Origin of the sequence: Enterococcus sp. DIV1328a, assembly GCF_050536905.1 — a bacterium.
Classification (GTDB): domain Bacteria; phylum Bacillota; class Bacilli; order Lactobacillales; family Enterococcaceae; genus Enterococcus; species Enterococcus faecalis.
Genome location: NZ_CP172912.1, coordinates 2,544,278 through 2,569,663, shown reverse-complemented (window position 1 = coordinate 2,569,663; position 25,386 = coordinate 2,544,278). Strand labels below are relative to the sequence as shown.

At 37.6% G+C, this 25,386-nt stretch carries 22 protein-coding genes; 20 read left to right on the top strand and 2 right to left on the bottom strand.

Annotation, left to right across the window (positions count from 1 at the left end; all coding sequences use genetic code 11):
• The first annotated feature begins 19 nt into the window (after window positions 1-19).
• The 19 genes from recG to IGL93_RS12260 all read left to right on the top strand — a co-directional run bounded on the left by recG (window position 20) and on the right by IGL93_RS12260 (window position 21,203).
• On the top strand, window positions 20-2,056 hold the full coding sequence (recG, locus tag IGL93_RS12350) for an ATP-dependent DNA helicase RecG (protein ID WP_002415657.1): 2,037 nt from the start codon (window positions 20-22) through the stop codon (window positions 2,054-2,056).
• A gap of 102 nt (window positions 2,057-2,158) precedes the next feature.
• Window positions 2,159-3,160: a phosphate acyltransferase PlsX gene (gene plsX, locus IGL93_RS12345; protein WP_002354938.1), complete on the top strand. Its 1,002-nt coding sequence runs from the start codon at window positions 2,159-2,161 to the stop codon at window positions 3,158-3,160.
• A gap of 136 nt (window positions 3,161-3,296) precedes the next feature.
• Window positions 3,297-3,536, top strand: coding sequence for an acyl carrier protein (acpP, locus tag IGL93_RS12340; protein ID WP_002354939.1), 240 nt, complete (start codon window positions 3,297-3,299; stop codon window positions 3,534-3,536).
• A gap of 263 nt (window positions 3,537-3,799) precedes the next feature.
• Window positions 3,800-4,840, top strand: coding sequence for an oligopeptide ABC transporter ATP-binding protein Opp2D (gene opp2D, locus IGL93_RS12335; RefSeq protein ID WP_002367425.1), 1,041 nt, complete (start codon window positions 3,800-3,802; stop codon window positions 4,838-4,840).
• Window positions 4,840-5,784 (top strand): oligopeptide ABC transporter ATP-binding protein Opp2F, encoded by a 945-nt coding sequence (gene opp2F / locus IGL93_RS12330; protein ID WP_002354942.1) that lies wholly within the window; start codon window positions 4,840-4,842, stop codon window positions 5,782-5,784. The genes opp2D and opp2F overlap by 1 nt, the downstream gene beginning before the upstream one ends.
• Window positions 5,784-6,746, top strand: a complete 963-nt coding sequence (gene opp2B / locus IGL93_RS12325) for an oligopeptide ABC transporter permease Opp2B (RefSeq protein WP_002354943.1) — start codon at window positions 5,784-5,786, stop codon at window positions 6,744-6,746. The genes opp2F and opp2B overlap by 1 nt, the downstream gene beginning before the upstream one ends.
• A gap of 27 nt (window positions 6,747-6,773) precedes the next feature.
• Entirely contained in the window at window positions 6,774-7,697 is a 924-nt protein-coding gene (gene opp2C / locus IGL93_RS12320) for an oligopeptide ABC transporter permease Opp2C (protein ID WP_002365358.1), read from the top strand.
• A gap of 28 nt (window positions 7,698-7,725) precedes the next feature.
• Window positions 7,726-9,507, top strand: a complete 1,782-nt coding sequence (opp2A, locus tag IGL93_RS12315) for an oligopeptide ABC transporter substrate-binding protein Opp2A (protein WP_010776175.1) — start codon at window positions 7,726-7,728, stop codon at window positions 9,505-9,507.
• A gap of 377 nt (window positions 9,508-9,884) precedes the next feature.
• A complete protein-coding gene (locus IGL93_RS12310; protein WP_002368444.1) occupies window positions 9,885-10,106 on the top strand; it encodes a hypothetical protein in 222 nt (73 codons plus the stop codon).
• On the top strand, window positions 10,103-10,885 hold the full coding sequence (locus tag IGL93_RS12305) for an ATP-binding cassette domain-containing protein (RefSeq protein WP_002378963.1): 783 nt from the start codon (window positions 10,103-10,105) through the stop codon (window positions 10,883-10,885). The genes IGL93_RS12310 and IGL93_RS12305 overlap by 4 nt, the downstream gene beginning before the upstream one ends.
• Entirely contained in the window at window positions 10,830-12,188 is a 1,359-nt protein-coding gene (locus tag IGL93_RS12300) for a hypothetical protein (protein ID WP_002406483.1), read from the top strand. The genes IGL93_RS12305 and IGL93_RS12300 overlap by 56 nt, the downstream gene beginning before the upstream one ends.
• Window positions 12,175-12,441 (top strand): hypothetical protein, encoded by a 267-nt coding sequence (locus IGL93_RS12295; RefSeq protein WP_002368441.1) that lies wholly within the window; start codon window positions 12,175-12,177, stop codon window positions 12,439-12,441. Before IGL93_RS12300 ends, IGL93_RS12295 begins: the two co-directional genes overlap by 14 nt.
• Window positions 12,442-12,793: 352 nt before the next feature.
• Window positions 12,794-13,312, top strand: a complete 519-nt coding sequence (locus IGL93_RS12290) for a transporter accessory protein (protein WP_010776174.1) — start codon at window positions 12,794-12,796, stop codon at window positions 13,310-13,312.
• A gap of 253 nt (window positions 13,313-13,565) precedes the next feature.
• Window positions 13,566-14,258 (top strand): ribonuclease III, encoded by a 693-nt coding sequence (gene rnc / locus IGL93_RS12285; RefSeq protein ID WP_002354946.1) that lies wholly within the window; start codon window positions 13,566-13,568, stop codon window positions 14,256-14,258.
• A gap of 20 nt (window positions 14,259-14,278) precedes the next feature.
• Window positions 14,279-17,857, top strand: coding sequence for a chromosome segregation protein SMC (gene smc / locus IGL93_RS12280; protein WP_010776173.1), 3,579 nt, complete (start codon window positions 14,279-14,281; stop codon window positions 17,855-17,857).
• Window positions 17,858-17,881: 24 nt separating this feature from the next.
• Complete coding sequence (locus tag IGL93_RS12275; RefSeq protein ID WP_002359053.1) at window positions 17,882-18,709, top strand: Cof-type HAD-IIB family hydrolase; 828 nt, start codon at window positions 17,882-17,884, stop codon at window positions 18,707-18,709.
• Window positions 18,710-18,711: 2 nt separating this feature from the next.
• A complete protein-coding gene (ftsY, locus tag IGL93_RS12270; RefSeq protein ID WP_002408272.1) occupies window positions 18,712-20,040 on the top strand; it encodes a signal recognition particle-docking protein FtsY in 1,329 nt (442 codons plus the stop codon).
• Between the two features lie 159 nt (window positions 20,041-20,199).
• Window positions 20,200-20,685 carry a cupin domain-containing protein gene (locus IGL93_RS12265; protein WP_002381091.1) on the top strand — a complete coding sequence of 162 codons (486 nt, stop codon included), beginning with the start codon at window positions 20,200-20,202 and terminating at the stop codon, window positions 20,683-20,685.
• Window positions 20,686-20,804: 119 nt separating this feature from the next.
• Window positions 20,805-21,203 carry a VOC family protein gene (locus IGL93_RS12260; protein WP_002361020.1) on the top strand — a complete coding sequence of 133 codons (399 nt, stop codon included), beginning with the start codon at window positions 20,805-20,807 and terminating at the stop codon, window positions 21,201-21,203.
• Window positions 21,204-21,253: 50 nt separating this feature from the next.
• On the opposite strand, the gene IGL93_RS12255 is transcribed toward IGL93_RS12260, so the two are convergent.
• Window positions 21,254-22,150, bottom strand: coding sequence for a YitT family protein (locus IGL93_RS12255; RefSeq protein WP_002354953.1), 897 nt, complete (start codon window positions 22,148-22,150; stop codon window positions 21,254-21,256).
• A gap of 189 nt (window positions 22,151-22,339) precedes the next feature.
• Window positions 22,340-22,846 carry a cysteine hydrolase family protein gene (locus IGL93_RS12250; RefSeq protein WP_010776171.1) on the bottom strand — a complete coding sequence of 169 codons (507 nt, stop codon included), beginning with the start codon at window positions 22,844-22,846 and terminating at the stop codon, window positions 22,340-22,342.
• A 170-nt stretch (window positions 22,847-23,016) separates the two neighbouring features.
• Here IGL93_RS12250 and gshAB point away from each other — a divergent pair, with 170 nt between their 5' ends.
• Window positions 23,017-25,287: a bifunctional glutamate--cysteine ligase/glutathione synthetase gene (gshAB, locus tag IGL93_RS12245; protein ID WP_010776170.1), complete on the top strand. Its 2,271-nt coding sequence runs from the start codon at window positions 23,017-23,019 to the stop codon at window positions 25,285-25,287.
• Window positions 25,288-25,386 lie beyond the last annotated feature (99 nt).

Here is a 25,386-nt window from a genome sequence, read left to right as displayed (position 1 = left end):
TTAATGAGGAGGGGATTTTATGGACATCACAGATTTAGTCAGCGTATTGCCCGGTGTTGGCCCAAAACGTGCTGAAAATTTACAAGAACTGGGGATTGCTACAATTGAAGACTTATTGACGTATTATCCCTTCCGCTACGATGATATCCAAGAAAAGGATTTAAGCGAGATTCAGGATCAGGAAAAAGTTACGCTAAAAGGGCTAGTGGTTTCGGAAGCAGTCGTTAGTCGGTACGGTTATAAGAAGAGCCGGTTAACGTTTCGAATGATGCAAGAACATGCGGTCATTAATGTTTCCTTCTTCAATCAACCTTTTTTAAAAGACAAAGTAGTTCTTTCCGAAGAAATTGCTGTTTATGGCAAATGGGATGCCAAGAGAAAATCATTAAATGGCATGAAAATCTTAGCTTCTAAAGGAGACAATGAAGATTTCGCCCCCATTTATCATGTGAATAAAAAAGTCCGCCAAAGCACGTTGGTTCAGTTAATCCGCACTGCTTTTGAAGAGTATGGTTCGCTGATTGAAGAGATTTTACCGAATGATTTATTAGAAAAGTACCGCTTGATGCCTAGAAAAGAAGCAATGTGGGCGATGCATTTTCCCAGTAATCCAGAGGAAAGCCATCAAGCCAAACGGCGAGTAGTCTTTGAAGAGTTTTTCCTTTTCCAACTTAAAATGCAAGGATTGAAGAAACAAGAAAAAGCGGAAAAAAATGGTTTAGCTATTCAATATGACGTGGATCGCTTAAAAACGTTCACCCAAGGACTGCCGTTTGAATTGACAGGCGCCCAAAAAAAAGTGACCAATGAAATTTGTCGAGACTTGCGAAGTCCGAAGCATATGCAACGATTGCTTCAAGGTGACGTGGGGAGTGGGAAAACGGTAGTGGCTGCGATTGCGCTATACGCCACCATGACCGCTGGCTTTCAAGGAGCGTTGATGGTTCCGACTGAAATTTTAGCGCAGCAACACATGGAAAGCTTACAGCAGTTGTTTGATCCATTAGAAGTGCGAACGGCCTTATTAACAGGTTCCACCAAAACGAAAGAACGTCGTCTAATCCTCGAAGAACTGGCCAATGGCGAGATTGACATTGTGGTAGGGACCCATGCTTTGATACAACAAGATGTCAGTTTCCATCAATTAGGTTTGGTAATCACCGATGAGCAACATCGTTTTGGTGTGAACCAGAGAAAAATATTAAGAGAAAAAGGCTTAAAACCAGATGTTTTATTCATGACGGCCACGCCGATTCCTCGAACGCTGGCCATTACAGCCTATGGCGAAATGGATGTATCAATCATCGATGAAATGCCAGCTGGACGGATTCCAATCGAAACACGTTGGATTCGGCCGCCGCAGTTAGATACTGTTTTAGAATGGATGGAAAAAGAGCTGGCTCGAGGACATCAGGCCTATATTATTTGTCCATTGATTGAAGAATCAGAAGCCTTAGATGTGAAAAACGCAACAGAAATTTTTGAACATATGCAAAGCTTTTATTCCCCAAGATATCAAGTGGGATTACTACATGGTAAAATGAAAAACCAAGAAAAAGATGACATTATGCAGGAGTTCAAAGACAATCAGCTGCAATTATTGGTTTCTACCACCGTTATTGAAGTTGGCGTGAATGTACCAAATGCCACAGTGATGTTAATTATGGATGCGGACCGGTTTGGGTTAGCACAATTACATCAGTTACGGGGACGTGTGGGGCGTGGCTCCAGTGCATCTTATTGTATTTTAGTGGCCAATCCGAAAAATGAAATGGGCGTTGAGCGTATGAAAATCATGACAGAAACCACCAATGGTTTTGTCTTGAGTGAGCGTGATTTGGAACTTCGCGGACCTGGGGAAGTGTTCGGTGCACGGCAATCAGGGGTGCCTCAATTTGCGGTAGGAGATATCGTGACGGACTTTAACATTTTAGAAGTTGCGCGCCAAGAAGCAAGTGCCCTATGGAAAGTGAAAGAGTGGTGGCAATATCCTGCTTATCAAGGCTTAGCCAATCGAGTGAAACCCCAAGATGAGGCGGCCCAATTTTTCGATTAGAAGAGGTAATTTTTGAAGCCAGAAAGTAAAAGCCAATGCGTATTTCTTTGAAAAAAATATGTTATACTTGTTAGGAAACAAAAAAGTAGGAGGGAATCACTCATGAAAATTGCTGTAGATGCAATGGGTGGAGATAACGCCCCACAAGCAATTGTTGAAGGGGTTATGCTAGCCAAACAAGACTTCCCAGACATTGAATTTCAATTATATGGAAAAGAAGCCGAAATAAAAAAATACATCACCGATGAAAAAAACATTACGATTATTCATACCGATGAAAAAATTGCTAGTGACGATGAGCCAGTTAAAGCAATCCGTCGTAAGAAAACTGCTTCCATGGTTTTAGCAGCGCAAGCAGTTAAAAATGGGGAAGCCGATGCGATTTTTTCTGCAGGCAACACCGGAGCGCTATTAGCAGCGGGTTTGTTCATTGTCGGCCGCATCAAAAATGTGGAACGTCCCGGTTTGATGTCAACTTTACCTGTCATGGGAGAACCAGACAAAGGGTTTGACATGTTAGATTTAGGAGCCAATGCAGACAATAAACCAGAACATTTGGTTCAGTATGCCGTTTTAGGTTCATTCTATGCTGAAAAAGTTCGGAACGTTCAGAATCCTCGTGTCGGTCTATTAAATAACGGAACTGAGGAAACAAAGGGCAGTGAATTAACGAAAAAAGCCTTCGAATTGTTAGCAGCAGATGAAACGATTAATTTTGTCGGAAACGTTGAAGCACGAGAATTATTAAATGGCGTAGCTGACGTGGTGGTGACAGATGGCTTCACAGGAAACGCCGTTTTAAAATCCATCGAAGGCACAGCTATGAACATGATGAGCTTGCTGAAAACAGCGATTCTTTCTGAAGGTGTCAAAGGAAAAATGGGCGCCTTATTATTAAAGAATGCGTTGCGTGGCATGAAAGACGAAATGGACTACTCAAAACATGGGGGAGCGGTTTTATTTGGCTTAAAAGCGCCAGTCATTAAAACGCATGGGGCCACGGGTCCTGATGCCGTCCGCTACACCATTCGTCAAATTCATACAATGTTAGAAACCCAAGTTGTCCCACAATTAGTGGAATATTATGAAGGCAAAGCAGAGTAATTTGCAATTGTCTTGACATCAGTTTGTTACTCAAATGAAAAAAAGATGGACAAATACCCAAATTGTGAGTACAATGTATCTTAGCGTTTTAGTAAAAGAAAGAACCTTTTTTCAAAAGCAGTGGAGGTGAATACAGTTGACTCGTGAAGAAGTACTTCAAAAAGTAGCGAAGATTATCTCAAACCACTTTGATATTGAAGCGGATCAAGTAACAGATCAATTAAACATTAAAGATGATTTGAACGCTGACTCAATTAGCGTAATGGAGTTTGTTTTAGAACTTGAAGATGAATTTGGAACAGAGATTTCAGATGAAGATGCAGAAAAAATTGAAACAGTTGGTGCCGCTGTAGATTATATTGTGAGTAATTCATAAAAAATAATAAGACAAAGTCGATTAACATTCCTGTTAATCGACTTTTTTTGCGTACATAATGGTTATTTTATTAAGCAATAAGGCTATTTTTACACATATTTTTGTAAAAAAAATCATACATGTAAAAAAATAACTGCGAAAAAAGTTATTTTATCTTGCTTTTTATGGAATAATTCTATAAAATTATGAAAAAACAATGAGCTGTAAATTAACATTGATAAAAATTAGAAAGTGCTATCATTAAATATTAGTTAATTTATATAATGTTTTTGAAAGGACGTAAGGGGTGCGTATGGATGCAAGGAAATGAACAATTACTAGAGGTTTCAGGATTAGAAACAGCATTTAGAATCAAAGATGATTATTATAATGCCGTCGATGATGTTTCATTTGAATTGAAGAAAAATGAGATTCTGGCAATCGTCGGAGAATCTGGTTGTGGAAAAAGTACCTTAGCAACAACGATTATGGGCTTACATGATCCCAATCATACCAAAATTACTGGGGAAATTTTATACAACAATTTAAACTTAACTACGTTTAATGAAACATTGTACAACAAAGTCAGAGGAAACGATATTGGGATGATTTTCCAAGATCCGTTGTCTGCACTGAATCCGCTCATGCGAATTGAAGACCAAATTAAAGAAAGTCTCACGTATCATACCAAAATGACTGCACAACAAAAACAAGCACGGGCCATTGAACTGTTAGATCAAGTGGGGATTCCCAACCCAGAGCGTGTCGGGAAACAGTATCCTCATGAATTGTCTGGCGGCATGCGCCAACGGGTGATTATTGCCATTGCAATCGCGTGTAAACCACCGATTTTAATTGCAGATGAACCAACAACGGCCTTAGACGTTACCATTCAGGCACAAATTCTCGATTTGTTAAAAGATTTACAAGAAGAAACGGGAAGCGGCATTATTTTAATTACCCATGACTTAGGTGTAGTTGCGGAAATGGCTGATCGTGTAGCGGTTATGTATGCGGGTCAGTTTGTAGAAGTAGCCACTGCTGAAGAATTGTTTAGTCATCCGAAACATCCATATACACGTTCCTTACTTCAGTCCATTCCCCAAGAGAATTCCGATGAAGAAGAACTTCATGTGATTGAAGGGATTGTTCCTTCGTTAACCAAATTACCTAGAAAAGGTTGTCGGTTTGCCCCACGAATTCCTTGGATTGATGCATCGGAACATGAAGAAAATCCAACATTACATGAAGTTGCACCGAATCATTATGTTCGTTGTACATGTTATAAACATTTTCATTTTAGAGACGGGGAAGGGGAAGCGTAATGACAGAAATTATTCAAATTAAAGATTTAAAAGTTCATTATCCAATTCGCAGCGGCTTCTTCAATCGAATCACTGATCATGTTTTGGCGGTTGATGGTGTGGATTTCATGATTGAACAAGGTAAAACGTATGGGTTAGTTGGTGAATCGGGTTCTGGAAAATCAACGACAGGAAAAGCAATTATTGGTTTAGAAAAAATTACAAATGGTGAAATTATTTATCAAGGACAAGATGTAACCAAGCCGCGAAGTCGAAAAGCGATCGGATACAACAAAGATGTCCAAATGATTTTCCAAGATTCGATGTCAAGTTTAAACCCTAAAAAACGAGTACTAGATATTATCGCCGAACCAATTCGAAATTTTGAACGGTTAAGTGACCAAGAAGAAAAGAAAAAAGTCAAAAGTTTGTTGGATATTGTGGGGATGCCAGAAGATGCGTTGTACAAATATCCTCATGAATTTTCTGGTGGACAACGCCAACGTTTAGGCGTCGCCCGAGCGGTGGCTACCAGCCCCAAATTAATTATTGCAGATGAACCTGTTTCAGCACTGGACTTATCTGTGCAAGCACAGGTATTGAATTTTATGAAAAACATTCAACAGGAATATGGGTTAAGTTACTTATTTATTTCCCATGATTTGGGCGTAGTTAAACATATGTGTGACAACATTGCCATTATGTACAAAGGCCGTTTTGTAGAAATCGGTACACGCCAAGATATTTACACTAATCCACAACACATTTATACCAAACGCTTACTTTCAGCAATTCCTAAAATTGACGTAGCGAACCGAGAAGCTCACAAAGAAGAACGAAGAAGAGTTGAGCAAGAGTATCGGGAAAATCATAAAGACTATTATGATGAAAATGGGCGGGTTTATAACTTACATGCGATTAGTCCAACCCACCAAGTAGCGTTAAAAAATGGAGGTGCTGAATAATGTGGAAAACAATTTTACGCCGTTTGTTATTGATGATTCCGCAAGTGATTATTTTAAGTGTCTTGATTTTCCTGTTGGCTAAAATGATGCCAGGTGATCCGTTTACAGGATTGATTAATCCGAACCAAGACCCGAAAGTGATTGAAGCCATGCGCGAAGCTGCCGGGTTAAATGATCCTTGGTACGAACAATATTTCCGTTGGATTGGCAATGCCTTACATGGAGATTTTGGTCATAGTTTTATCTTTAAATTACCTGTGTCCACGCTCATTGCTGGTCGGGTGGGGAATACGATTGCATTGGCCGCTGTGTCAGTTATAATCACGTATTTAATCGCCATTCCTTTCGGTTTAATTGCTGGCCGTTACCAAAATTCATGGTTTGACAAAATGGTGGTTATCTACAACTTCTTCAGTTTTGCCGTACCATTATTCATCTTTGCCTTGATTATGCTCTTTATTTTTGGGTATCGCTTAGACTGGTTCCCAACGAGTGGAACCGTGACTGTTGGTTTGGCTGAGGGAACGTGGCCGTATTATTTAGATAAACTGAAGCATTTAATTTTACCAGGGGTCACTCAAGCGTTGCTAGGGACAGCGGTCACTATTCAATATTTGCGCAGTGAAGTGATTGATGTTAAAAACATGGACTTTGTTCGTACTGCTCGTTCAAAAGGAGTGCCAACGAATAAAATTTTTAATCGACACATTTTTAGAAATGCAGCATTACCAATTGCCTCTCAATTAGGTTATGAAATTACTGCTTTGATTGCCGGATCAGTCGTTATTGAAAAGATTTTTGCTTTCCCAGGAATTGGAAAATTATTTATTGATAGTATCATTCAACGTGACTATTCCGTTATTACCGCTCTCGTGTTGATTTTGGGATTGGCAACCCTTATCGGAACCTTAATTTCTGATATTGTAATGAGTATTGTTGATCCAAGAATTCGAATTCAGTAGAAAAAACACGAAGAAAGGGTGATAAAAATGGAATTGACAGAAGAAAAAAGAGAAGAAGTCTTACAAGAAAGTATTCCACCAATGGGCTTTCGGATGATTGCGCGAGAATTCGTCAAAGAAAAAATGGCGATGTTTTCTTTAATCCTTTTGGTCATTATCTTATTAGCCGTTTTTATCGGTTCGTTAGTGTTAGACCAAAGTGCCGTTATGCATGTAAGTATTTTAGATAAATATGCGGAACCAGGTACCGTTACAATGAATGGCACCAAGTTCATTTTAGGTGCCGATGAAGGTGGTCGTGATGTTTTAGGACAATTGATTATCGGGGCTAGGAACTCGATTTTAATCGGTTTTGCCATTACGATTATTACGTCTATTATCGGGGTCGGTTTAGGGATTATTTCCGGTTATTATGGAGGCATGATTGATAATATTTTGATGCGTATCGTGGATTTTATTATGATTTTGCCAATTATGTTAATTATTATTGTGTTCGTTTCCGTGATTCCTAAATATAGTATCTGGTCCTTTATTTGGATTATGTGTGCGTTTTATTGGGTTGGAAAAGCGCGGTTGTTCCGCAGTAAAACGTTATCTGAAGGGCGCCGAGATTACGTTAGTGCCTCTAAGACAATGGGAACAAGCGATTTTAAAATTATGTTTCGAGAAATTATGCCGAATTTAAGTTCATTAATTATTACGAACTTAACGATTAATTTCGCGGCCAATATCGGGATCGAAACAACGTTAACTTTCTTAGGCTTCGGGTTACCACAAAGTGTCCCAAGTTTAGGAACCTTAATTGGCTACGCCAGCAGTGGGGATGTATTAGTCAATAAACAATGGGTTTGGTTACCTGCATCAATTCTAATTCTAGTCTTGATGTTAAGTATAAACTATGTTGGACAAGCATTTAAGCGCTCAGCAGATGCACGACAACGATTAGGCTAATTAGCCAAAAAATGAGGGAGGAAAAGAGATGAGCAAGAAACGGATTTTAGGTGCAATCACGTTAGCTTCTGTGTTAGTATTCGGGTTAGCTGCATGTGGTGGCGGCAATAAAGGCGGGGGCAATAAAGCAACGGAAACAGAAGACATTTCAAAAATGCCAATCGCTGTTAAAAATGATAAAAAAGTAATTGATGGCGGGACATTAGATGTCGCTGTAGTTATGGATACACAATTCCAAGGACTTTTCCAGCAAGAATTTTATCAAGACAACTATGATGCACAATACATGCTTCCAACGGTACAGCCATTATTTAACAATGATGCAGACTTTAAGATTGTCGATGGGGGTCCTGCGGATCTGAAATTAGATGAAGATGCCAATACAGCAACCATTAAATTACGTGACAATTTAAAATGGTCTGACGGTAAAGATGTGACGGCAGATGACGTGATTTTCTCTTATGAAGTCATTGGTCATAAAGACTATACAGGGATTCGTTATGATGATAACTTTACGAATATTGTTGGTATGGAAGACTACCATGATGGTAAATCGCCAACCATTTCTGGCATAGAAAAAGTCAATGATAAAGAAGTTAAAATCACTTACAAAGAAGTTCACCCAGGAATGCAACAATTAGGTGGCGGTGTTTGGGGTTCAGTTTTACCAAAACATGCCTTTGAAGGAATTGCTGTTAAAGACATGGAATCAAGCGATGCAGTTCGTAAAAACCCTGTGACTATTGGACCATACTACATGAGTAATATTGTGACAGGTGAATCTGTTGAATACCTACCAAATGAGTATTACTACGGTGGCAAACCTAAATTAGATAAATTAGTGTTCAAATCTGTTCCTTCTGCGAGCATTGTAGAAGCGATGAAAGCGAAACAATACGATATTGCATTATCAATGCCAACAGATACGTATCCAACATACAAAGATACTGAAGGGTATCAAATCTTAGGACGTCCCGAACAAGCCTACACGTATATTGGCTTTAAAATGGGTACGTTTGACAAAGAAACCAATACAGTGAAATACAATCCAAAAGCTAAAATGGCAGATAAAAGCTTACGTCAAGCCATGGGCTATGCAATTGACAATGATGCAGTCGGCCAAAAATTCTACAACGGCTTACGAACAGGGGCAACAACGTTAATTCCACCAGTCTTCAAGAGCTTGCATGATAGCGAAGCGAAAGGCTATACGCTTGATTTAGACAAAGCGAAAAAATTATTAGATGATGCTGGCTATAAAGACGTAGACGGCGATGGCATTCGCGAAGACAAAGAAGGCAAACCACTAGAAATCAAGTTTGCTTCAATGTCAGGCGGCGAAACTGCACAACCACTTGCTGATTACTATGTCCAACAATGGAAAGAAATTGGCTTAAACGTAACGTATACAACAGGACGCTTAATTGATTTCCAAGCCTTCTATGATAAATTGAAAAATGATGACCCAGAAGTAGATATCTATCAAGGCGCGTGGGGCACAGGTTCAGATCCTTCACCAACCGGCTTATATGGTCCAAACTCAGCCTTTAACTATACACGTTTTGAGTCAGAAGAAAATACTAAATTACTTGATGCGATTGATTCAAAAGCATCATTTGATGAAGAAAAACGTAAAAAAGCCTTCTACGATTGGCAAGAGTATGCCATTGATGAAGCGTTTGTAATCCCAACGCTTTACAGAAATGAAGTCTTGCCTGTCAACGACCGTGTAGTTGACTTTACTTGGGCAGTTGATACGAAAGATAATCCATGGGCAACGGTGGGTGTCACTGCAGACTCACGGAAATAAAAAAACAGATTCTAGAAGACATAAAGCTCTTCTAGAATCTGTTTTTTTTGGATAGGATAGTTTCTTAGGCCATCTTATTTTATGTGAAAATTTTTGTTACTTTAAGCAATTACAATTTATATGTATGCGTTATTTTTTTGTTATAGATGAATTGTTTTTTATTCAGTATGGTTTTTGATGGGAGGTTCTGTTTTTTTATTTTATTTAGTGTGTATATCTACATATTTGTTATGAAATGTTATTTTTTTTATTATATATATAATACTACCTTTACGTATAAAGAACGATAAGTTACAATTAGATTAAGTTTTAGTTAGTTTTTGAAGGTGTGTTTGGTATTGTTTATAACTAAAACTTATATTTAAAGAAAGGAGTGAATGGATATGCCACTTTATATGGAGAATTATTTGCTTGCGTTGCAATCAAAATATTCACAAGAAATAACTGTAAAATGGGTTTGGGCAGTTGTAATATTACTTTCAGTGATTGGCTGTATTGGTTATGCAGTTTACTGTAGTTGGGTAGGTGGAACATTTGCTGGGAGTATTAAAATTGGTGTTCCCGACTTGGTACACGTTACCTTCAATTGTAAACGTTGATATTTAAGGAGGAAGGAGCCTCTATTTTATGGAGGCTTCTTGTTAAGAAACTTATGATAAGAATTGAAAATTTAACAAAAAAATTTGATAGGAAAGTTTTAGATAATATAACTATCTCATTGCCTAAAAACCGAGTTAGTGTGATTGTAGGTATAAATGGAAGTGGGAAAACTACTTTATTAGATTGTATTGTAGGATTGAAAGATGCAACGTCTGGAAAGGTATTTATTGAGAGCTATTCTAATGATTCTGAAAAGTTTAAAGAATGTATATTCTATATACCATCGGAATTTTATCTACCTAATTATATGACGGGTAAAGAGTACTTAAACTTTGTTTTATCAAGATATCGCTGTAGTGATATAGAACGGATAGATGATTTTTTAGAACTATTTGATTTAAAATTTGCTGGAACTAATTTAATAGAATCGTACTCATTTGGTATGAAGAAAAAAATACAAATAGTTGCAGCAGCACTAGCTAACACTGATTATATATTAGGTGATGAAATATTTAATGGACTTGACTTTGAGACAACATTGCTTACGTTAGAGCTGTTTGAAAATTTATCTAGAGAAGTAGGGATAGTGATTATTTCTCATAATAAATTAATTATTGAAAGGTTTTCAGAGAATATTTTATTGATGTCCAATGGCAATTTAACTCCATTTTTAGGGGCGTCAGAGAATTTAGAAAAAGAAGTGATAAGTACGGAGAAAATTCATGAAAAAATTAAATACATCAAAGGATATCATCCTATTAATCGAGTTATTTATTGATAATGCTTTACGAGGTTTGCTCAAGCACTCTATTTTGTCAAAAAAGAGTACTCGCATCGTAATAGGTGTGTGTGTATTTTTTATCTATTTTGCATACTTTTTTTATAATATGAGTGAATTAGCTAGAATTGTACCAGATTCAGAAAAAATTAGTCATATTTTGATAGAACAAGGTCGAAAAATAACTTTTTATAGTTATTTTAGTAATACATTTGTTTTAGGTATAATAGCATATATTTTAGTTGATAATACTGTTGCATTAGATAAAAACTCCTTATTTTTTGTGAAAACATTGCCTTTTAGAAAGAAAGACATCAGCTTATCTTTTATGCTATTCAAATTTGTAATTATGATATTGCTTTATGAATTAGTTATGATCATTTCTACGCCAGCTATTAAACTTGTGACGACTGTTCCTATTGAATATGTCATTTTTTTTATTGTTCAGCATCTTTTTTACCTAGTGGTAATTGGGGTGATTGAGTTTATACATTGTTTGTTTACATTCTTTTTGAAACGAAGAGTGAAACAAATCAATAGTCTCAAAGTGATAGGTGATAGTTTATTAATGATTTTTGCTACTTTTTATTTTTTTGATTTTCGTTATGGTTTAGAATTATTTCTAGCAAACCAATTGTGGAGTATCTCCTATATGATTCCTATCACTTTTTTTCTAATAGTGGTATGTTTAATGCTTATTAGTATAGGTCTATTAAGACTAATTAGTATTCTTGAAAATCAAATGTCTCAACATTCAAAATATATATACATTCCATTCTTAAATAAAGTTATATTTCGTTATAAAGCGAATTGGTATTTTATTAGTTTTACTACAGTTGTTATGTTGGTTATTTTTTTCCAAAGTGGTTTAAGAACAATGTTATTCATTTTGACAACTGTTATGGCCTTTTCAGGCGTTTTATTATTAAGCTATGGAGATATTACTGCTGATTTCAGAAAACAATACGATTTATTGAGAATAAAAATTAGAAATGAATGGTTGAGTCAACTATTGCTAGTGATAATGTTGGCAATGCCATTGTTACTGCTTTGTTTTTGGGGATTTGGGGAGTTAGCTCAACTAATTACAGCGTTGTCGTTATCATTAGTAGCTATAATTTTGGGATATGTATTTCCAAAATCACAAGGAAGTTTAAATGAAACGACTTCATTATTGTTATTATTTATTGTATTTGTTCTAGTTAGTTTATTGACAAATCGCTCTTTTGGTTGGTTGATTCTAATTGTTTTAGTACTCTTGCATTTGTTAGTAATTAAGAAGGTGAGAAATGAAAAAGAATAGTAAATATTTAGGAAGTATAACAGTTATCTATTTGTTAGTTCTTGTGATCGAAACATTATGGGAGCTATTCCATACCAGTCGCACAGAATCAACGAAAGTCACTACCTTATTAGGAATTACGATTGATAATCGTATAAGTAAACATGAAATTTCAACTACTTTTGGTTTGACAATTAAGGTATTAGTACTCTATTTGTTGTTATTGTTAGTTGTCTATATTTTGACTGGGTTATTTGGAAAAAAGAAAATATGATTATTAAGTTATCAATATTGTATGTGTTGTCAATATATGTCGTGTTACTTGTACATGAGTGGTTACATTTTATTTTAGCCAAATTCTTCAAATACAATGCTTATATAAAGAGAGTTGGTCTATACCCATTTAAAGTGGTGTATACGAACAGAAATAATCCTCTAGATAATTTATTGATTTCAGCGATATCTCCGCTTTTCTTGGTTATAGTAGGAATAATTTTGCCATTAAATTATTATACTGTGATTTTAAAAGTATCTTGTATTAGTAATATTTTTAATCTCTTACCGTTTACTGCAGATGGAGAAATAATTTTGCTTTCAATTTTTCAAATTTTTAGGAGGAGAAATAAATGAAAAAAAGAAAAGTGTTCATTATTTTTCTTGTTAGTTTGATTATATTTGTTTTTGGTTATTACTTAGCGTTTAATCAAAATAAGTATGTATCATATAATGACGAGACAAAACAGTTTGTACATACTGATACTTCAAAAATAATGGAAAATCTGGTGAACAGACAACAAGGAATTTATTATTTTGGCTTTCCGACTTGTCCTTGGTGTCTAGAATTATTACCAATACTAGATAAAGAATTAGAGAAGGAAAGTATGAATGCTTATGCTGTAAATACTCGTGATGATGACTATACAGAAAATGATGATGAATTATTACAAAAATTTTATCAAAAATATACTGGGGATGAGTCGCTTTCTGTACCTTTTATTGTTGCTATAAATAATAAGAAAGAGGTGCAGGTTCATATAGGCACAGTAAAGAATCATGATGCGACTAAAACAAAATTAAAAAGACGACAAAAAGAAGAATTATCCCAATCTTTAAATGAGATGTTAATATTTAGTGAAAGTGAATAACTGAATCCTTTTTTTATTGTCTCTTGCTGGTACGTTTATTCAAAAAATTCCGAGAAAACGTTGCTACGTTTTCTCTTTTTTTATGGGGTAGCAGTGGCTGATTTGATAGCTGGAGAGGTGATTTATTTTTTTTTTCTAAAAAATAATGAGAACACAGTGAATAACAGGCTTTTTCTGAATAGAACCATTTAAAAAAAGTGAAAAAAAAAGTATAATGAAACAAGGTGTAAATAAATGTAAAGGAATGTGGAGAATGGACAATCAGTTAACAACAGAGTTAAAAGAACGTTACGGCATTGTTTTCCATGATGTCAATCTATTAGAGCAAGCTTTTACTCATTCATCCTATGTGAATGAGCATCGCTATTTAAAATTATCCGATAATGAACGTCTTGAATTTTTAGGAGATGCAGTTTTAGAATTAATTGTTTCACAATATTTGTATTTAAAATTCCCAGAACTTCCAGAAGGAAAATTAACGAAGATGCGCGCAGCCATCGTTCGGGAAGATAGTTTAGCCAAATTTGCGAAAGAATGTCACTTCGACAACTACATTTTATTAGGTAAAGGAGAAGAAGCATCGGGCGGACGAACACGTGCATCATTATTATGTGACTTATTTGAAGCCTTTTTAGGTGCCCTCTACTTAGACCAAAAAGTTGGCGCAGCCAAGAAATTTATTGAAGACGTTATTTTTCCGAAAATTGATGCCGGTGCTTTTTCACATGAGATGGATCACAAAACACAATTACAAGAAGTTTTACAACGCAAAGGCGATGTTTCAATTGAATATCGTTTAATTAAAGAAGAAGGCCCTGCTCATGACCGCACCTTTTTCACTGAAGTTTACATGAATGGTGAACTCATTGGGTTAGGCCAAGGAAAATCGAAGAAGTTAGCTGAACAGGATGCCGCTGAGCGGGCACTGAAAAGTATTCCTCAGTAAGGCTGGAAGGAGCAATATTCGTGTATTTAAAACGAATTGAAATTACAGGATTTAAATCATTTGCAGATAAAACCATTATTGAATTTGAAGATGATGTGACAGCAGTGGTTGGTCCGAATGGAAGTGGGAAAAGTAATATCACGGAAGCCGTTCGCTGGGTATTAGGTGAACAATCTGCGAAAAACCTTCGCGGGGGCAAAATGAACGACATTATCTTTGCCGGTTCGGAAGGTCGTAAGCCGCTAAATATTGCGGAAGTTACCGTGACGTTAGACAACAGCGACCATTATTTAGCATTGGATTATAGTGAGATTAGTGTCACCCGTCGTTTAAAACGAACGGGCGAAAGTGACTTTTTTATTAATAAACAAGCGTGCCGTTTAAAAGATATTCAAGATTTATTTATGGATTCAGGGTTAGGCAAAGAATCTTTTTCAATTATTTCACAAGGGAAAGTTGAAGCGATTTTTAATAGTAAACCTGAAGACCGTCGTGGGATCTTTGAAGAAGCAGCGGGCGTTTTAAAATACAAACAACGGAAGAAAAAGGCTGAACAAAAGCTTTTTGAAACCGAGGACAACTTAAGTCGTGTCCAAGATATCATTTACGAGTTGGAAGACCAATTAGTTCCTCTAGCCGCCCAAGCAGATGCGGCTAAAAAGTATTTAGCTTTGAAAGAAGAACTTACCGAAATTGATGTCAATTTAACTGTGACCGAAATTCAAGAAGCAAAAGCTATTTGGGAAACGAAAACGCAAGAATTAACAGCCATTGAAGAAAAGTTAGCTAGCGCAAGTAAGCAAGTCCATGACTTAGAAGGCAAATTGGTACGTTTACGAAGCAAGCGCAATCGTTTAGATGAACAAATTGAAACGGAACAACAACAATTATTACAAGTGACAGAAGCGTTGAAACAAGCAGAAGGACAAAAAAATGTTTTAATTGAACGTTCCAAACACACCTCCCAAACGGCAAGCGAATACGAAGAGACATTGGCAGAAACGGCCGAAAAAATTGTTCGTTATCGAGAAGAATTGCAGACGCTGGAAACAGCAATCGCAGAAAAAACGGCACAACGTCAGACGTTAAAAGAAGCATTGGCTTTGGCAACGAAAGATGTGGAAAAATATAGTAAGTCTTCTAAAGAATTAATGGAAGAATTGCGCAGTCAGTATGTGGAAGTCATGCAAGAACAAGCCAATACAGCCAATGACTTAAAATATTTAGAACGACAATATCAACAAGAAACAGCTAAAAATCAACAATCGCTAGCAAAACACGAAGCGCTAGAAGAACAGATGGTTGAAGCTCTCGCAATGAAAGAGACGCTAGAAAAAGAGCAAAAAGTTGCAAAACAAGGCTTACAAGAACAGCTGGAAGAATACACCGCGTTGAAAGCAACGCTTGAAGCCAAACGTGAACGATTAGCACAGCGTCAAAATGATATGTACCAAGCGATGAATCAAGTGCAACAAGCGAAGGCACGCCAAAAAAGTTTGCAAGAAATTCAAGAAAATTACGCTGGCTTCTATCAAGGCGTGAAAGCTGTATTGCGTCACAAAAACCAATTAACTGGGATTGTTGGCGCAGTGGCTGAGTTAATTGAAGTGCCTAAAGAATATACGTTGGCGATTGAAACGGCCCTAGGTGGTGCGGCGCAACATATTGTTGTGGAAAATGAGAAAGATGGTCGAGCAGGCATTACCTTCTTAAAACAACAACACAGTGGCCGGGCAACCTTTTTACCATTGACTACCATTAAGCCGCGCTCTGTATCGGCGATGGTTCAGAATCGTTTGGCTGGTGCACCGGGCTTCGTGGGGATTGCCAGTGAATTAGTTCGTTATCCAGAACAAGTACAAACCGTTATTCAAAATCTCTTAGGCGTCACGATTTTAGCGGCAGATTTAACGAGTGCCAACCAGTTAGCAAAATTAGTCAATTACCAATATCGTGTTGTCTCATTGGAAGGCGATGTGATGAATCCTGGCGGTTCGATGACTGGGGGAGCCAATAAACGTGGCAACCAAGGAAGCCTATTTTCACAAGCGCAAGAACTTCAAACAATTACTGAACAAATGACTCAATTAGAAACACAACTAAGAAGTGTAGAACAAGAAGTCCAAGCGCTCTCGCAAGAAGTGAAAACAGCCACGGAACGTGCAGAAATGTTGCGCTCTGCTGGTGAACAAAATCGCTTAAAACAACAAGAAATTGATAATAAATTAGCCAATCAAACAGAAACGATTACTCGTTTAACAAAAGAAAAACGCTTGTTTGAATATGAATCACGAGAATTACATCAATTCTTAACCGAATATCAAACGAAAAAAGCCACATTGACAGAGCAACAAGCAAGCTTAACAGCAACGAAAGAACGTTTAGATGCTGAAATGAAACAAGTGGAACAAGAAGCTAGCCAAATGGAAACCTTTAAAGCCCAAGCGCAAGAACGCTTGACGACAGTTCAAGCAGAACAAGCAGTAGCGGCGGAACAATGTGCCCATTTTGCTCGTCAAAAGCAAGACAAACAAGAACAATTGGACGAATTGTTGATTCGAGAAACGGCCATCCGTCAACAGCTACAACAACTAAGTAGCCATTCTAGCGATCACCAGTTAACCGAAGAAGGCTTAGCGGCACAAGTCGCGCAATTAGCGGAGAAACAAACAGCGTTGCAAACCTCTTTACAAACGGCACGCAGTCAACGACAAGCGTTGCAAGAAGAAGTAGACGAGTTAGATACAAAATTAGCGGAAGAAAACAAACGCCAACAACAGTATTTAGCAGATAAAACACAAATTGAAGTCCTAAAAAATCGTGCAGAAATGCAATTAGATAGCTCATTAAGTTACTTGCAGGAAGAATATAGCTTAACCTTTGAGGCTGCCTATGAAGCGTATTTCCCAATCGATGATTTAGCGCAGGCGCAGCAAACAGTGAAACGCCTAAAACAAGAAATTGAGCGGTTAGGACCTGTTAACTTAAGTGCCATCGAGCAATTTGAACAAGTCGATGAACGCCATCAATTTTTAGTCAGTCAACGTGATGATTTATTAAATGCGAAAGAACAATTATTTGAAACTATGGATGAAATGGACCAAGAAGTGAAAGAACGGTTTAAAGAAGTCTTTGAAGCAATTCGTGCCCAGTTCAAAGTGGTATTTCCTAATATGTTTGGTGGCGGACGGGCAGAACTGGTGCTAACCAATCCAGAGGATCTCTTGAATACAGGGATTGAGATTGAGGCGCAACCACCAGGGAAAAAATTACAACATTTAAGCTTGTTGTCTGGAGGCGAACGGGCATTAACGGCGATTGCGTTACTCTTTTCAATTATTCGTGTTCGACCAGTTCCGTTCTGTATTTTAGATGAAGTAGAAGCAGCTTTAGATGAAGCCAACGTTGCTCGTTTTGGTCATTATTTAAGCGAATTTGAAGATGGCACACAGTTTATTGTGGTGACGCATCGTAAAGGGACAATGGAAGCCGCAGATGTTTTATATGGCGTGACTATGCAAGAATCTGGGGTTTCAAAAATCGTTTCAGTTCGCTTGGAAGAGGTCAAAGAAGGTGGCGCAATTGAAAAAAGCAATTAGCCAGAAGCAAGGAGGAGCGAACGTTTGATAAAATTAGTTGCTATTGATTTAGATGGAACATTATTAAATAGCCAAAAAGAGATTTCTTTACGGAATAAACAAGCACTGATGGCTGCGAAACAAGCAGGCGTGAAAGTTGTTATCTGCACAGGTCGACCTTTGGCAGCTATTGGTCCTTACTTAGAAGAATTAGGTTTACAAGATGAAGGCGATTATAGCATTACTTTTAACGGCGGGTTGGTTCAAAAAAATGATACAGGGGCCATTATTGAGAAAACATTGATGCCCTTGGAAGCGATTCATGAGCTGTACCAATTAGCAACCACACTCAACATGCCGTTTGATGTCTTATCCGATGAGGTCGTGATGCAACTGCCTTCTGCACCTAATTATCCTTCAATTTATAGTTCTCTAAACAAATTATTAACCTTTGAGTCCTACAAATTAGAAGAGTTAACCCCAAATCGAATTTATAACAAAGTTGTTGTTGCGATTGATGAAGCGTATTTAAATGAACGCATCAAGGAAATTCCGGCCTCCTTTTATGAGCGCTTTGAAATTATTAAAACGCGAAATAACTTATTAGAATTTATGCCAAAAGGGATTACGAAAGCCTATGGTATTTCCTTGTTAGCCAAAGATTTAGGAATCCGTGCGGAAGAAATCATGACCCTAGGGGACGAAGAAAATGATTTACCGATGATTGAATACGCTGGCTTAGGTGTCGCCATGGCAAATGCGATTCCATTAGTTAAAGAAGCCGCAGATGTCGTTACAGACACGAATGACCAAGATGGCGTTGCCAAAGCGGTCGAAAAATATATTTTAACGCCGTTGGAAGGAGGCCAATAAGAATGGGATTTTTTGATAAAATTAAAAAAGCTTTTTCCGCTGAAAAAAAGGAAGAAGAAAAACAAGAGATTGTTGAAGAAACAGTAGACGAAACACCAAGTGATGAATCAGCGCCTGCTGAATCAAAAGAAACCGCAGCAGAAGAGGCGCAAACAACACCAGAAACGGCAGCGGAAGAAGTCGCAGAAACAGCCGATTTAACAGATAACGCTGAAATGGAAAAATTAGCTGGCGTAGAAGAAGCATTAGAAGAAGAGCCAGAAGAAATCTTGACAGAGGAAACACAAGAAGTTGTTGTGGAAGCGCCTGAGGAAGAAAGTAGTGTCGTAACTCCTTTGGCAGAACCAACAGACACGCAGGTTTCAGAAGAAATTGAAGAGTCAAAAGAAGAGCAGGTCCAAGAAAAATATGAAAAAGGCTTGGAAAAAACGCGTAAAACATTTGGTCAACGGTTGAACGAATTGTTTGCTAATTTCCGAAGCGTTGATGAAGATTTCTTTGAAGAATTAGAAGAAACGTTAATTGGTGCAGACGTAGGCTTTGATACATCCTTAAAAATTACAGAAGCCTTGCGACAAGAAGTGAAACTGCGAAATGTGAAAAAACCAGCTCAAGTTCAAAATACCATCATTGAAAAAATGGTTGATTTGTATGAAGAAGCAGGAATTAATGAAAATAATGCGATTAACTTACAGCCAAATGGCTTAACCGTGATTTTATTTGTTGGTGTTAATGGAGTTGGTAAAACAACCAGCATTGGTAAATTAGCCCATCAATACAAGTTGGAAGGAAAGAAAGTTTTAATGGCCGCTGCCGATACGTTCCGAGCGGGCGCCATCGATCAATTAGTTGTTTGGGGCGAACGGGCTGGCGTTGAAGTTGTACGTGGAAATGCTGGCGGCGATCCAGCAGCGGTCGTTTTCGATGCAGTGGAACGTGCCAAAGCAGAACAGGCCGATGTTTTGCTAGTGGATACAGCAGGTCGTTTACAAAATAAAGTCAACTTAATGAAAGAATTAGAAAAAATTAAACGAGTCATTCAACGAGAAATTCCAGATGCGCCTCACGAAGTTCTCTTAGTCGTGGACGCAACTACTGGGCAAAATGCGATGACACAAGCCAAACAGTTCAAAGAAACAACCGATGTCACTGGCTTAGTTTTAACCAAACTAGACGGAACAGCCAAAGGTGGTATTGTCATTGCTATTCGGAATGAATTACACTTGCCAGTGAAATTAGTTGGTCTAGGTGAAGGAATTAACGATTTAGAACCATTTAATGCCAACGATTTCGCAATGGGCTTATTTAAAGGCTTATTAAAAGATGTTTAGTTGTAGAAAATAACAGGTTTGGGAAGAACGTGGGACAGGAGTATTTAGCTTCAAGAATGAAGAAGCTACTCCTGTCCCGCCGTTTATTTTAGGATTAGGACGGATGTTCTAAGTTCTTCCTAAATTGTTTCTGAAAAAAATGAAGGAGTGAGGGAGAAGATGACAGAACAAATGTGGATTGAGAAGTTAGGACTAGAAGCGCATCCGGAGGGCGGTTATTTTAAACAAACCAATAAAAGTGAACAATTGATTCCGACCAAACGAGGCGAACGGGCGTTGCATACAGCGATTTTGTTTCTATTAAATACAGAAAGTCCGTCACATTTTCATCGTTTAAAAGCGGATGAATTATGGTTTTTTCACGATGGTCAGCCGTTAACCGTTCACTGTATTTTTCCTGATGGAACGTATCAAGCTGTTCAGTTAGGGAAAGACTTAGTTCAAGGACAACAGCTTTCGTTCTCAGTTCCTGCCGGCACAATCTTTGGCTCTACAGTAGCGACAGGATTTGCGTTAGTCAGTTGTGTGGTTACACCAGGCTTTGAGTTTGAAGACTTCGAGTTATTTACTCAAGCGGAATTGTTAAACGATTATCCACAACATAGTGAAATCATTCAGCACTTGGCTTATCGAGAATTACCTTAAGAAAACGTTTTAGTAACATTTCTTTTATGAATATGCTAGTATAAATCAAACAAGCTTGTTGATTTTGTCGCAACGCACACTTAGCTGTCGTAGATGATTAAAAGAAAGGGATGAATCACATGGGCACAATGGTTTTTGTTAACTTCCCAGTAGCGGATGTCCAACGTTCTACAGCATTTTATGAAAAACTTGGATTCAAAAAGAACGAGGAATTTTCAACAGAGGAAGCTAGTTCGATGATGTGGGATGATCAATTTTGGATTATGTTGTTGAACCATGACTTTTATGGAAAATTTATCCAAGAAAAGCAAATTATTGATGCGCAAACAACCAGTGGGGCATTAATTTCCTTTAGTTTAGAGAGTGTCGAAGCCGTAAAACAGTTTGGCGAAACCGCCAAAGCTAACGGAGGCAACTGCTACCGAGTTGATATGGGAATACCAGAAGAGCAAATGTATGGCTTAGAAGTGCAAGATTTGGATGGCAATAGCTTAGAACCTGTCTGGATGAAGATGTAAAAAGAGCCGCAAAATCTCTACAGATTTTGCGGCTCTTTTCCTACAAAAAACTATTGTAAATTATTGGCATTAGTAGCTTCAACGCCATAGGAATCAGCTACTTTTTTCAAGCTAAATCCTTTTCCGTAGACTTCACTCGCACTCATTGAAATCAAAAAGGCTTCTTCATCAATCTCAAGAATGGCTTCTTTTAAGCGGGGAAAATCTTTTTCACGAATGACGGTCATTAAGAGCATGCCTTTCGCGTTTCGATAACCGCCTTCGATTGGCACCAAGGTCACACCTTTATCTAGTTCACGTAATAAGCGTTCTTGAATAGCGACATATTTTGGTGAAATAATCATCACATTCTTCGAGCGAACCAGACCAACTTGAATCATGTCAACGACACGACCAATTGTAAATAAACAAATTAAAGAGAATAACACAATATCTGCATTAAAAGCATACATTGCTGATAAAATGACTAAACCATCGACGAATAAAATAGCAATACCTAAGGAAACTTTGAAGTATTTATTGACAATTTGTGAAATGATTGCTGTCCCACCAGTTGAAGCATTGCCACGGAAAACCAAGCCTAGGCCAGCACCTGTAATAATACCGCCAAATAATGCTGCTAGAAAAATATTATGTGTTAAAACAGGCATCCCCGAAGTAATTCCTACAAAAAATGGATAAATAAGACTGCCATAAATGGTTTTGACACCGACCTCTTTCCCAAGAAGTAAGAAACAAAGCACTAAAAGAGGAATATTGATGGCGTAAAGAACAATGGCGGGACTAATCCCGAAAACATAATTAATAACAATACTAATGCCATTGGCTCCGCCTGCGACAAGTTTATTTGGCAATAAGACCGCATTGATTGAAATGGCCAAAATGAATGCACCGACTGTTACATAGGCGGTGTCTTTTAAACGTTGGGCTGTAAAAAATTTGTTCATAAAATACCTCCAATTATTTATTAGTTTAGTGAATGATGACATAAAAAAAGACAGAACATGAGAGACAAGCCTAATCGACTTATGTCCCACACTCTAAATCTTCAACTAATCAACTGAACACTTTTTCCTTATACTAACATGAAATACGACAAGAAAACATAGTGAACAAACAATTTTTTGGAAAAGCCCTCAATTTATTGAAGGCAAAAAAGTCAAAAAGCGGCCAGCCCAAATAGCTTCATGATGTTGGATAATTTGTGCCGCGGTTAAATGTCCATTATCCAAGGTGGAAGTGGTTTTCGGTGTCATCAAACACGTATAGCCTAAACCATGAGCCATCCGAATTGTAGTGTCCACACAAAACTCGGTTTGGACACCAGCGATTTCTAACGTTTGAATGTCGTGTTCCGTCAATAAATCATTTAAATTTGTTTGGTAAAAGGCATTCGCATGTGTTTTGCGGATGAAAAAATCTGTGGGCTGTGCATCCAGCTTTTCAAAAAGTTGCCAAGAGTCTGAGCCAAAAGGTAATTCGATTTCTTCATGTTGAACAAAAATAATGGGCGCATGGTGTTGGCGGTAGACAGCAATACGCTGATTGACCTTTTCCAACACTGCTGGTAGACGGTACAATTGCTGCGACGGACTTTCGATGCCTTTTTGAAAGTCAATTAAAAGTAATGCACGATTTTTCATGAGCAATCCCCACTTTCTATAAACTAGTTGTTTTCAGTATAACGGAAAAAGGCGCTCTCTAAAAGTGTCTCGAAAATTCCCAAGCGAACGTTCAAAAAAACAGCATATTTACTCGTTTTCCTATATAATAGTAAGAGAAACAGATAGTTTGTAGAAAGAAAGGCGACAAGATGAATTATAGAGAATTAATGCAAAAGAAAAATGTTCGTCCTTACGTATTGATGGCTCGTTTTGGTTTAGAAAAAGAAAACCAACGTAGTACACGAGAAGGGCTTTTAGCGACAACTGATCATCCCACGGTTTTTGGTAACCGTTCTTATCATCCATATATTCAAACAGATTTTAGTGAAACACAATTAGAACTAATCACGCCTGTAGCAAATAGCGGCACAGAAATGCTTCGTTTTTTAGATGCCATTCACGATGTGGCTCGTCGTTCGATTCCAGAAGATGAAATGCTGTGGCCGTTAAGCATGCCGCCACAATTACCAACAAAAGATGAAGAGATTAAAATTGCTAAATTAGATCAATATGATGCAGTGTTATATCGTCGTTATTTGGCAAAAGAGTATGGCAAACGAAAACAAATGGTCAGCGGAATTCATTTTAATTTTGAATATGACCAAGCCCTGATTCAGCAATTATATGATGAACAATCCGAAGTGACAGATTGCAAACAATTTAAAACGAAAGTGTACATGAAAGTTGCCCGTAACTTTTTACGCTATCGTTGGTTAATTACGTATCTTTTTGGGGCTTCGCCAGTTAGTGAAGACGGCTACTTTAGGGTCTATGACGACCAGCCGCAAGAACCCATTCGCAGTATTCGGAATAGTACGTATGGCTACAGAAATCATGACAATGTGAAAGTATCGTATGCCTCATTGGAACGCTATTTAGAAGATATTCATCGCATGGTGGAAAATGGTTTACTTTCTGAAGAAAAAGAATTTTATGCGCCTGTGCGCTTACGTGGCGGGAAACAAATGTCTGATCTGCCTAAAACAGGTATTCGCTATATCGAGTTGCGTAATTTAGACTTAAATCCTTTTTCACGTTTAGGCATTGTGGAAGATACTGTGGATTTCTTACATTATTTCATGTTGTATTTATTGTGGACAGATGAAAAAGAAGAAGCGGATGAATGGGTAAAAACTGGCGATATTTTTAATGAACAAGTGGCTCTTGGTCATCCTCATGAAACGATTAAGTTAATTGCAGAAGGCGATCGGATTTTTTCAGAAATGATTGATATGTTAGATGCTCTAGGCATTCGCAAAGGCAAAGAAGTTGTCGGTAAGTATTATCAACAACTGCGGAATCCACAAGACACCGTTTCTGGCAAAATGTGGACGATTATTCAAGAAAACTCCAACAGTGAACTGGGAAATATTTTTGGAAACCAATATCAAAGTATGGCCTTTGAACGCCCTTATCAATTAGCTGGTTTCCGTGAGATGGAATTATCCACACAAATTTTCTTGTTTGATGCGATTCAAAAAGGTTTGGAAATCGAAATTTTAGATGAACAAGAGCAATTTTTGAAACTGCAACATGGCGAGCACATTGAATACGTCAAAAATGCCAACATGACTAGCAAAGATAACTACGTGGTACCATTGATTATGGAAAACAAAACCGTGACAAAGAAAATTTTGTCTGCAGCAGGGTTCCATGTGCCTGGCGGTGAAGAATTTTCATCTTTTATTGAGGCACAAGAAGCACATTTACGCTACGCCAATAAAGCGTTTGTCGTGAAACCAAAATCAACGAATTACGGTTTAGGAATTACCATTTTTAAAGAAGGCGCTTCGTTGGAAGACTTTACGGAAGCGTTACGGATTGCTTTTAAAGAGGACACAGCGGTTTTAATTGAAGAGTTTTTACCTGGAACAGAATATCGGTTCTTTGTGTTAAATAATGATGTAAAAGCCATCATGTTGCGCGTGCCAGCCAATGTTACCGGAGATGGCAAACACACTGTAGAAGAATTGGTGGCCGCTAAAAATAGTGATCCATTGCGGGGGACCAATCACCGTGCACCACTAGAATTAATCCAGTTAAATGATTTAGAAAAACTAATGTTGAAAGAACAAGGTTTAACTATCTATTCTGTGCCAGAAAAAGAGCAAATCGTGTACTTGCGAGAAAATTCTAATGTTAGCACGGGCGGGGATTCGATTGATATGACCGATGTCATTGATGATAGTTATAAACAAATCGCCATTGAGGCCGTAGCTGCTTTAGGAGCCAAAATTTGTGGCATTGATTTAATCATTCCTGATAAAGACGTAAAAGGCACACGTGATAGCTTAACGTACGGGATTATCGAAGCGAACTTTAATCCAGCCATGCACATGCATGTGTATCCATACGCTGGACAGGGTAGACGCTTGACAATGGACGTTTTAAAACTTTTATACCCAGAAGTGGTTCAATAAAAAAAGAATATCGCCAAAAAATTCATAATAGATTTTTTGGCGGTATTCTTTATAAAAACGTTTTCTTGGTGAACCCAATAGGTTATACTAAAACTATTA

Bases quoted from the DNA above. Each gene is read 5' to 3' on its own strand.
- recG (WP_002415657.1), top strand. From the start codon at position 20: ATGGACATCACAGATTTAGTCAGCGTATTGCCCGGTGTTGGCCCAAAA.
- plsX (WP_002354938.1), top strand. From the start codon at position 2,159: ATGAAAATTGCTGTAGATGCAATGGGTGGAGATAACGCCCCACAAGCA.
- opp2D (WP_002367425.1), top strand. From the start codon at position 3,800: ATGTTTTTGAAAGGACGTAAGGGGTGCGTATGGATGCAAGGAAATGAA.
- opp2F (WP_002354942.1), top strand. From the start codon at position 4,840: ATGACAGAAATTATTCAAATTAAAGATTTAAAAGTTCATTATCCAATT.
- opp2B (WP_002354943.1), top strand. From the start codon at position 5,784: ATGTGGAAAACAATTTTACGCCGTTTGTTATTGATGATTCCGCAAGTG.
- opp2C (WP_002365358.1), top strand. From the start codon at position 6,774: ATGGAATTGACAGAAGAAAAAAGAGAAGAAGTCTTACAAGAAAGTATT.
- opp2A (WP_010776175.1), top strand. From the start codon at position 7,726: ATGAGCAAGAAACGGATTTTAGGTGCAATCACGTTAGCTTCTGTGTTA.
- IGL93_RS12310 (WP_002368444.1), top strand. From the start codon at position 9,885: ATGGATATGCCACTTTATATGGAGAATTATTTGCTTGCGTTGCAATCA.
- IGL93_RS12300 (WP_002406483.1), top strand. From the start codon at position 10,830: ATGAAAAAATTAAATACATCAAAGGATATCATCCTATTAATCGAGTTA.
- IGL93_RS12295 (WP_002368441.1), top strand. From the start codon at position 12,175: ATGAAAAAGAATAGTAAATATTTAGGAAGTATAACAGTTATCTATTTG.
- IGL93_RS12290 (WP_010776174.1), top strand. From the start codon at position 12,794: ATGAAAAAAAGAAAAGTGTTCATTATTTTTCTTGTTAGTTTGATTATA.
- rnc (WP_002354946.1), top strand. From the start codon at position 13,566: ATGGACAATCAGTTAACAACAGAGTTAAAAGAACGTTACGGCATTGTT.
- ftsY (WP_002408272.1), top strand. From the start codon at position 18,712: ATGGGATTTTTTGATAAAATTAAAAAAGCTTTTTCCGCTGAAAAAAAG.
- IGL93_RS12265 (WP_002381091.1), top strand. From the start codon at position 20,200: ATGACAGAACAAATGTGGATTGAGAAGTTAGGACTAGAAGCGCATCCG.
- IGL93_RS12260 (WP_002361020.1), top strand. From the start codon at position 20,805: ATGGGCACAATGGTTTTTGTTAACTTCCCAGTAGCGGATGTCCAACGT.
- IGL93_RS12255 (WP_002354953.1), bottom strand. From the start codon at position 22,150: ATGAACAAATTTTTTACAGCCCAACGTTTAAAAGACACCGCCTATGTA.
- IGL93_RS12250 (WP_010776171.1), bottom strand. From the start codon at position 22,846: ATGAAAAATCGTGCATTACTTTTAATTGACTTTCAAAAAGGCATCGAA.
- gshAB (WP_010776170.1), top strand. From the start codon at position 23,017: ATGAATTATAGAGAATTAATGCAAAAGAAAAATGTTCGTCCTTACGTA.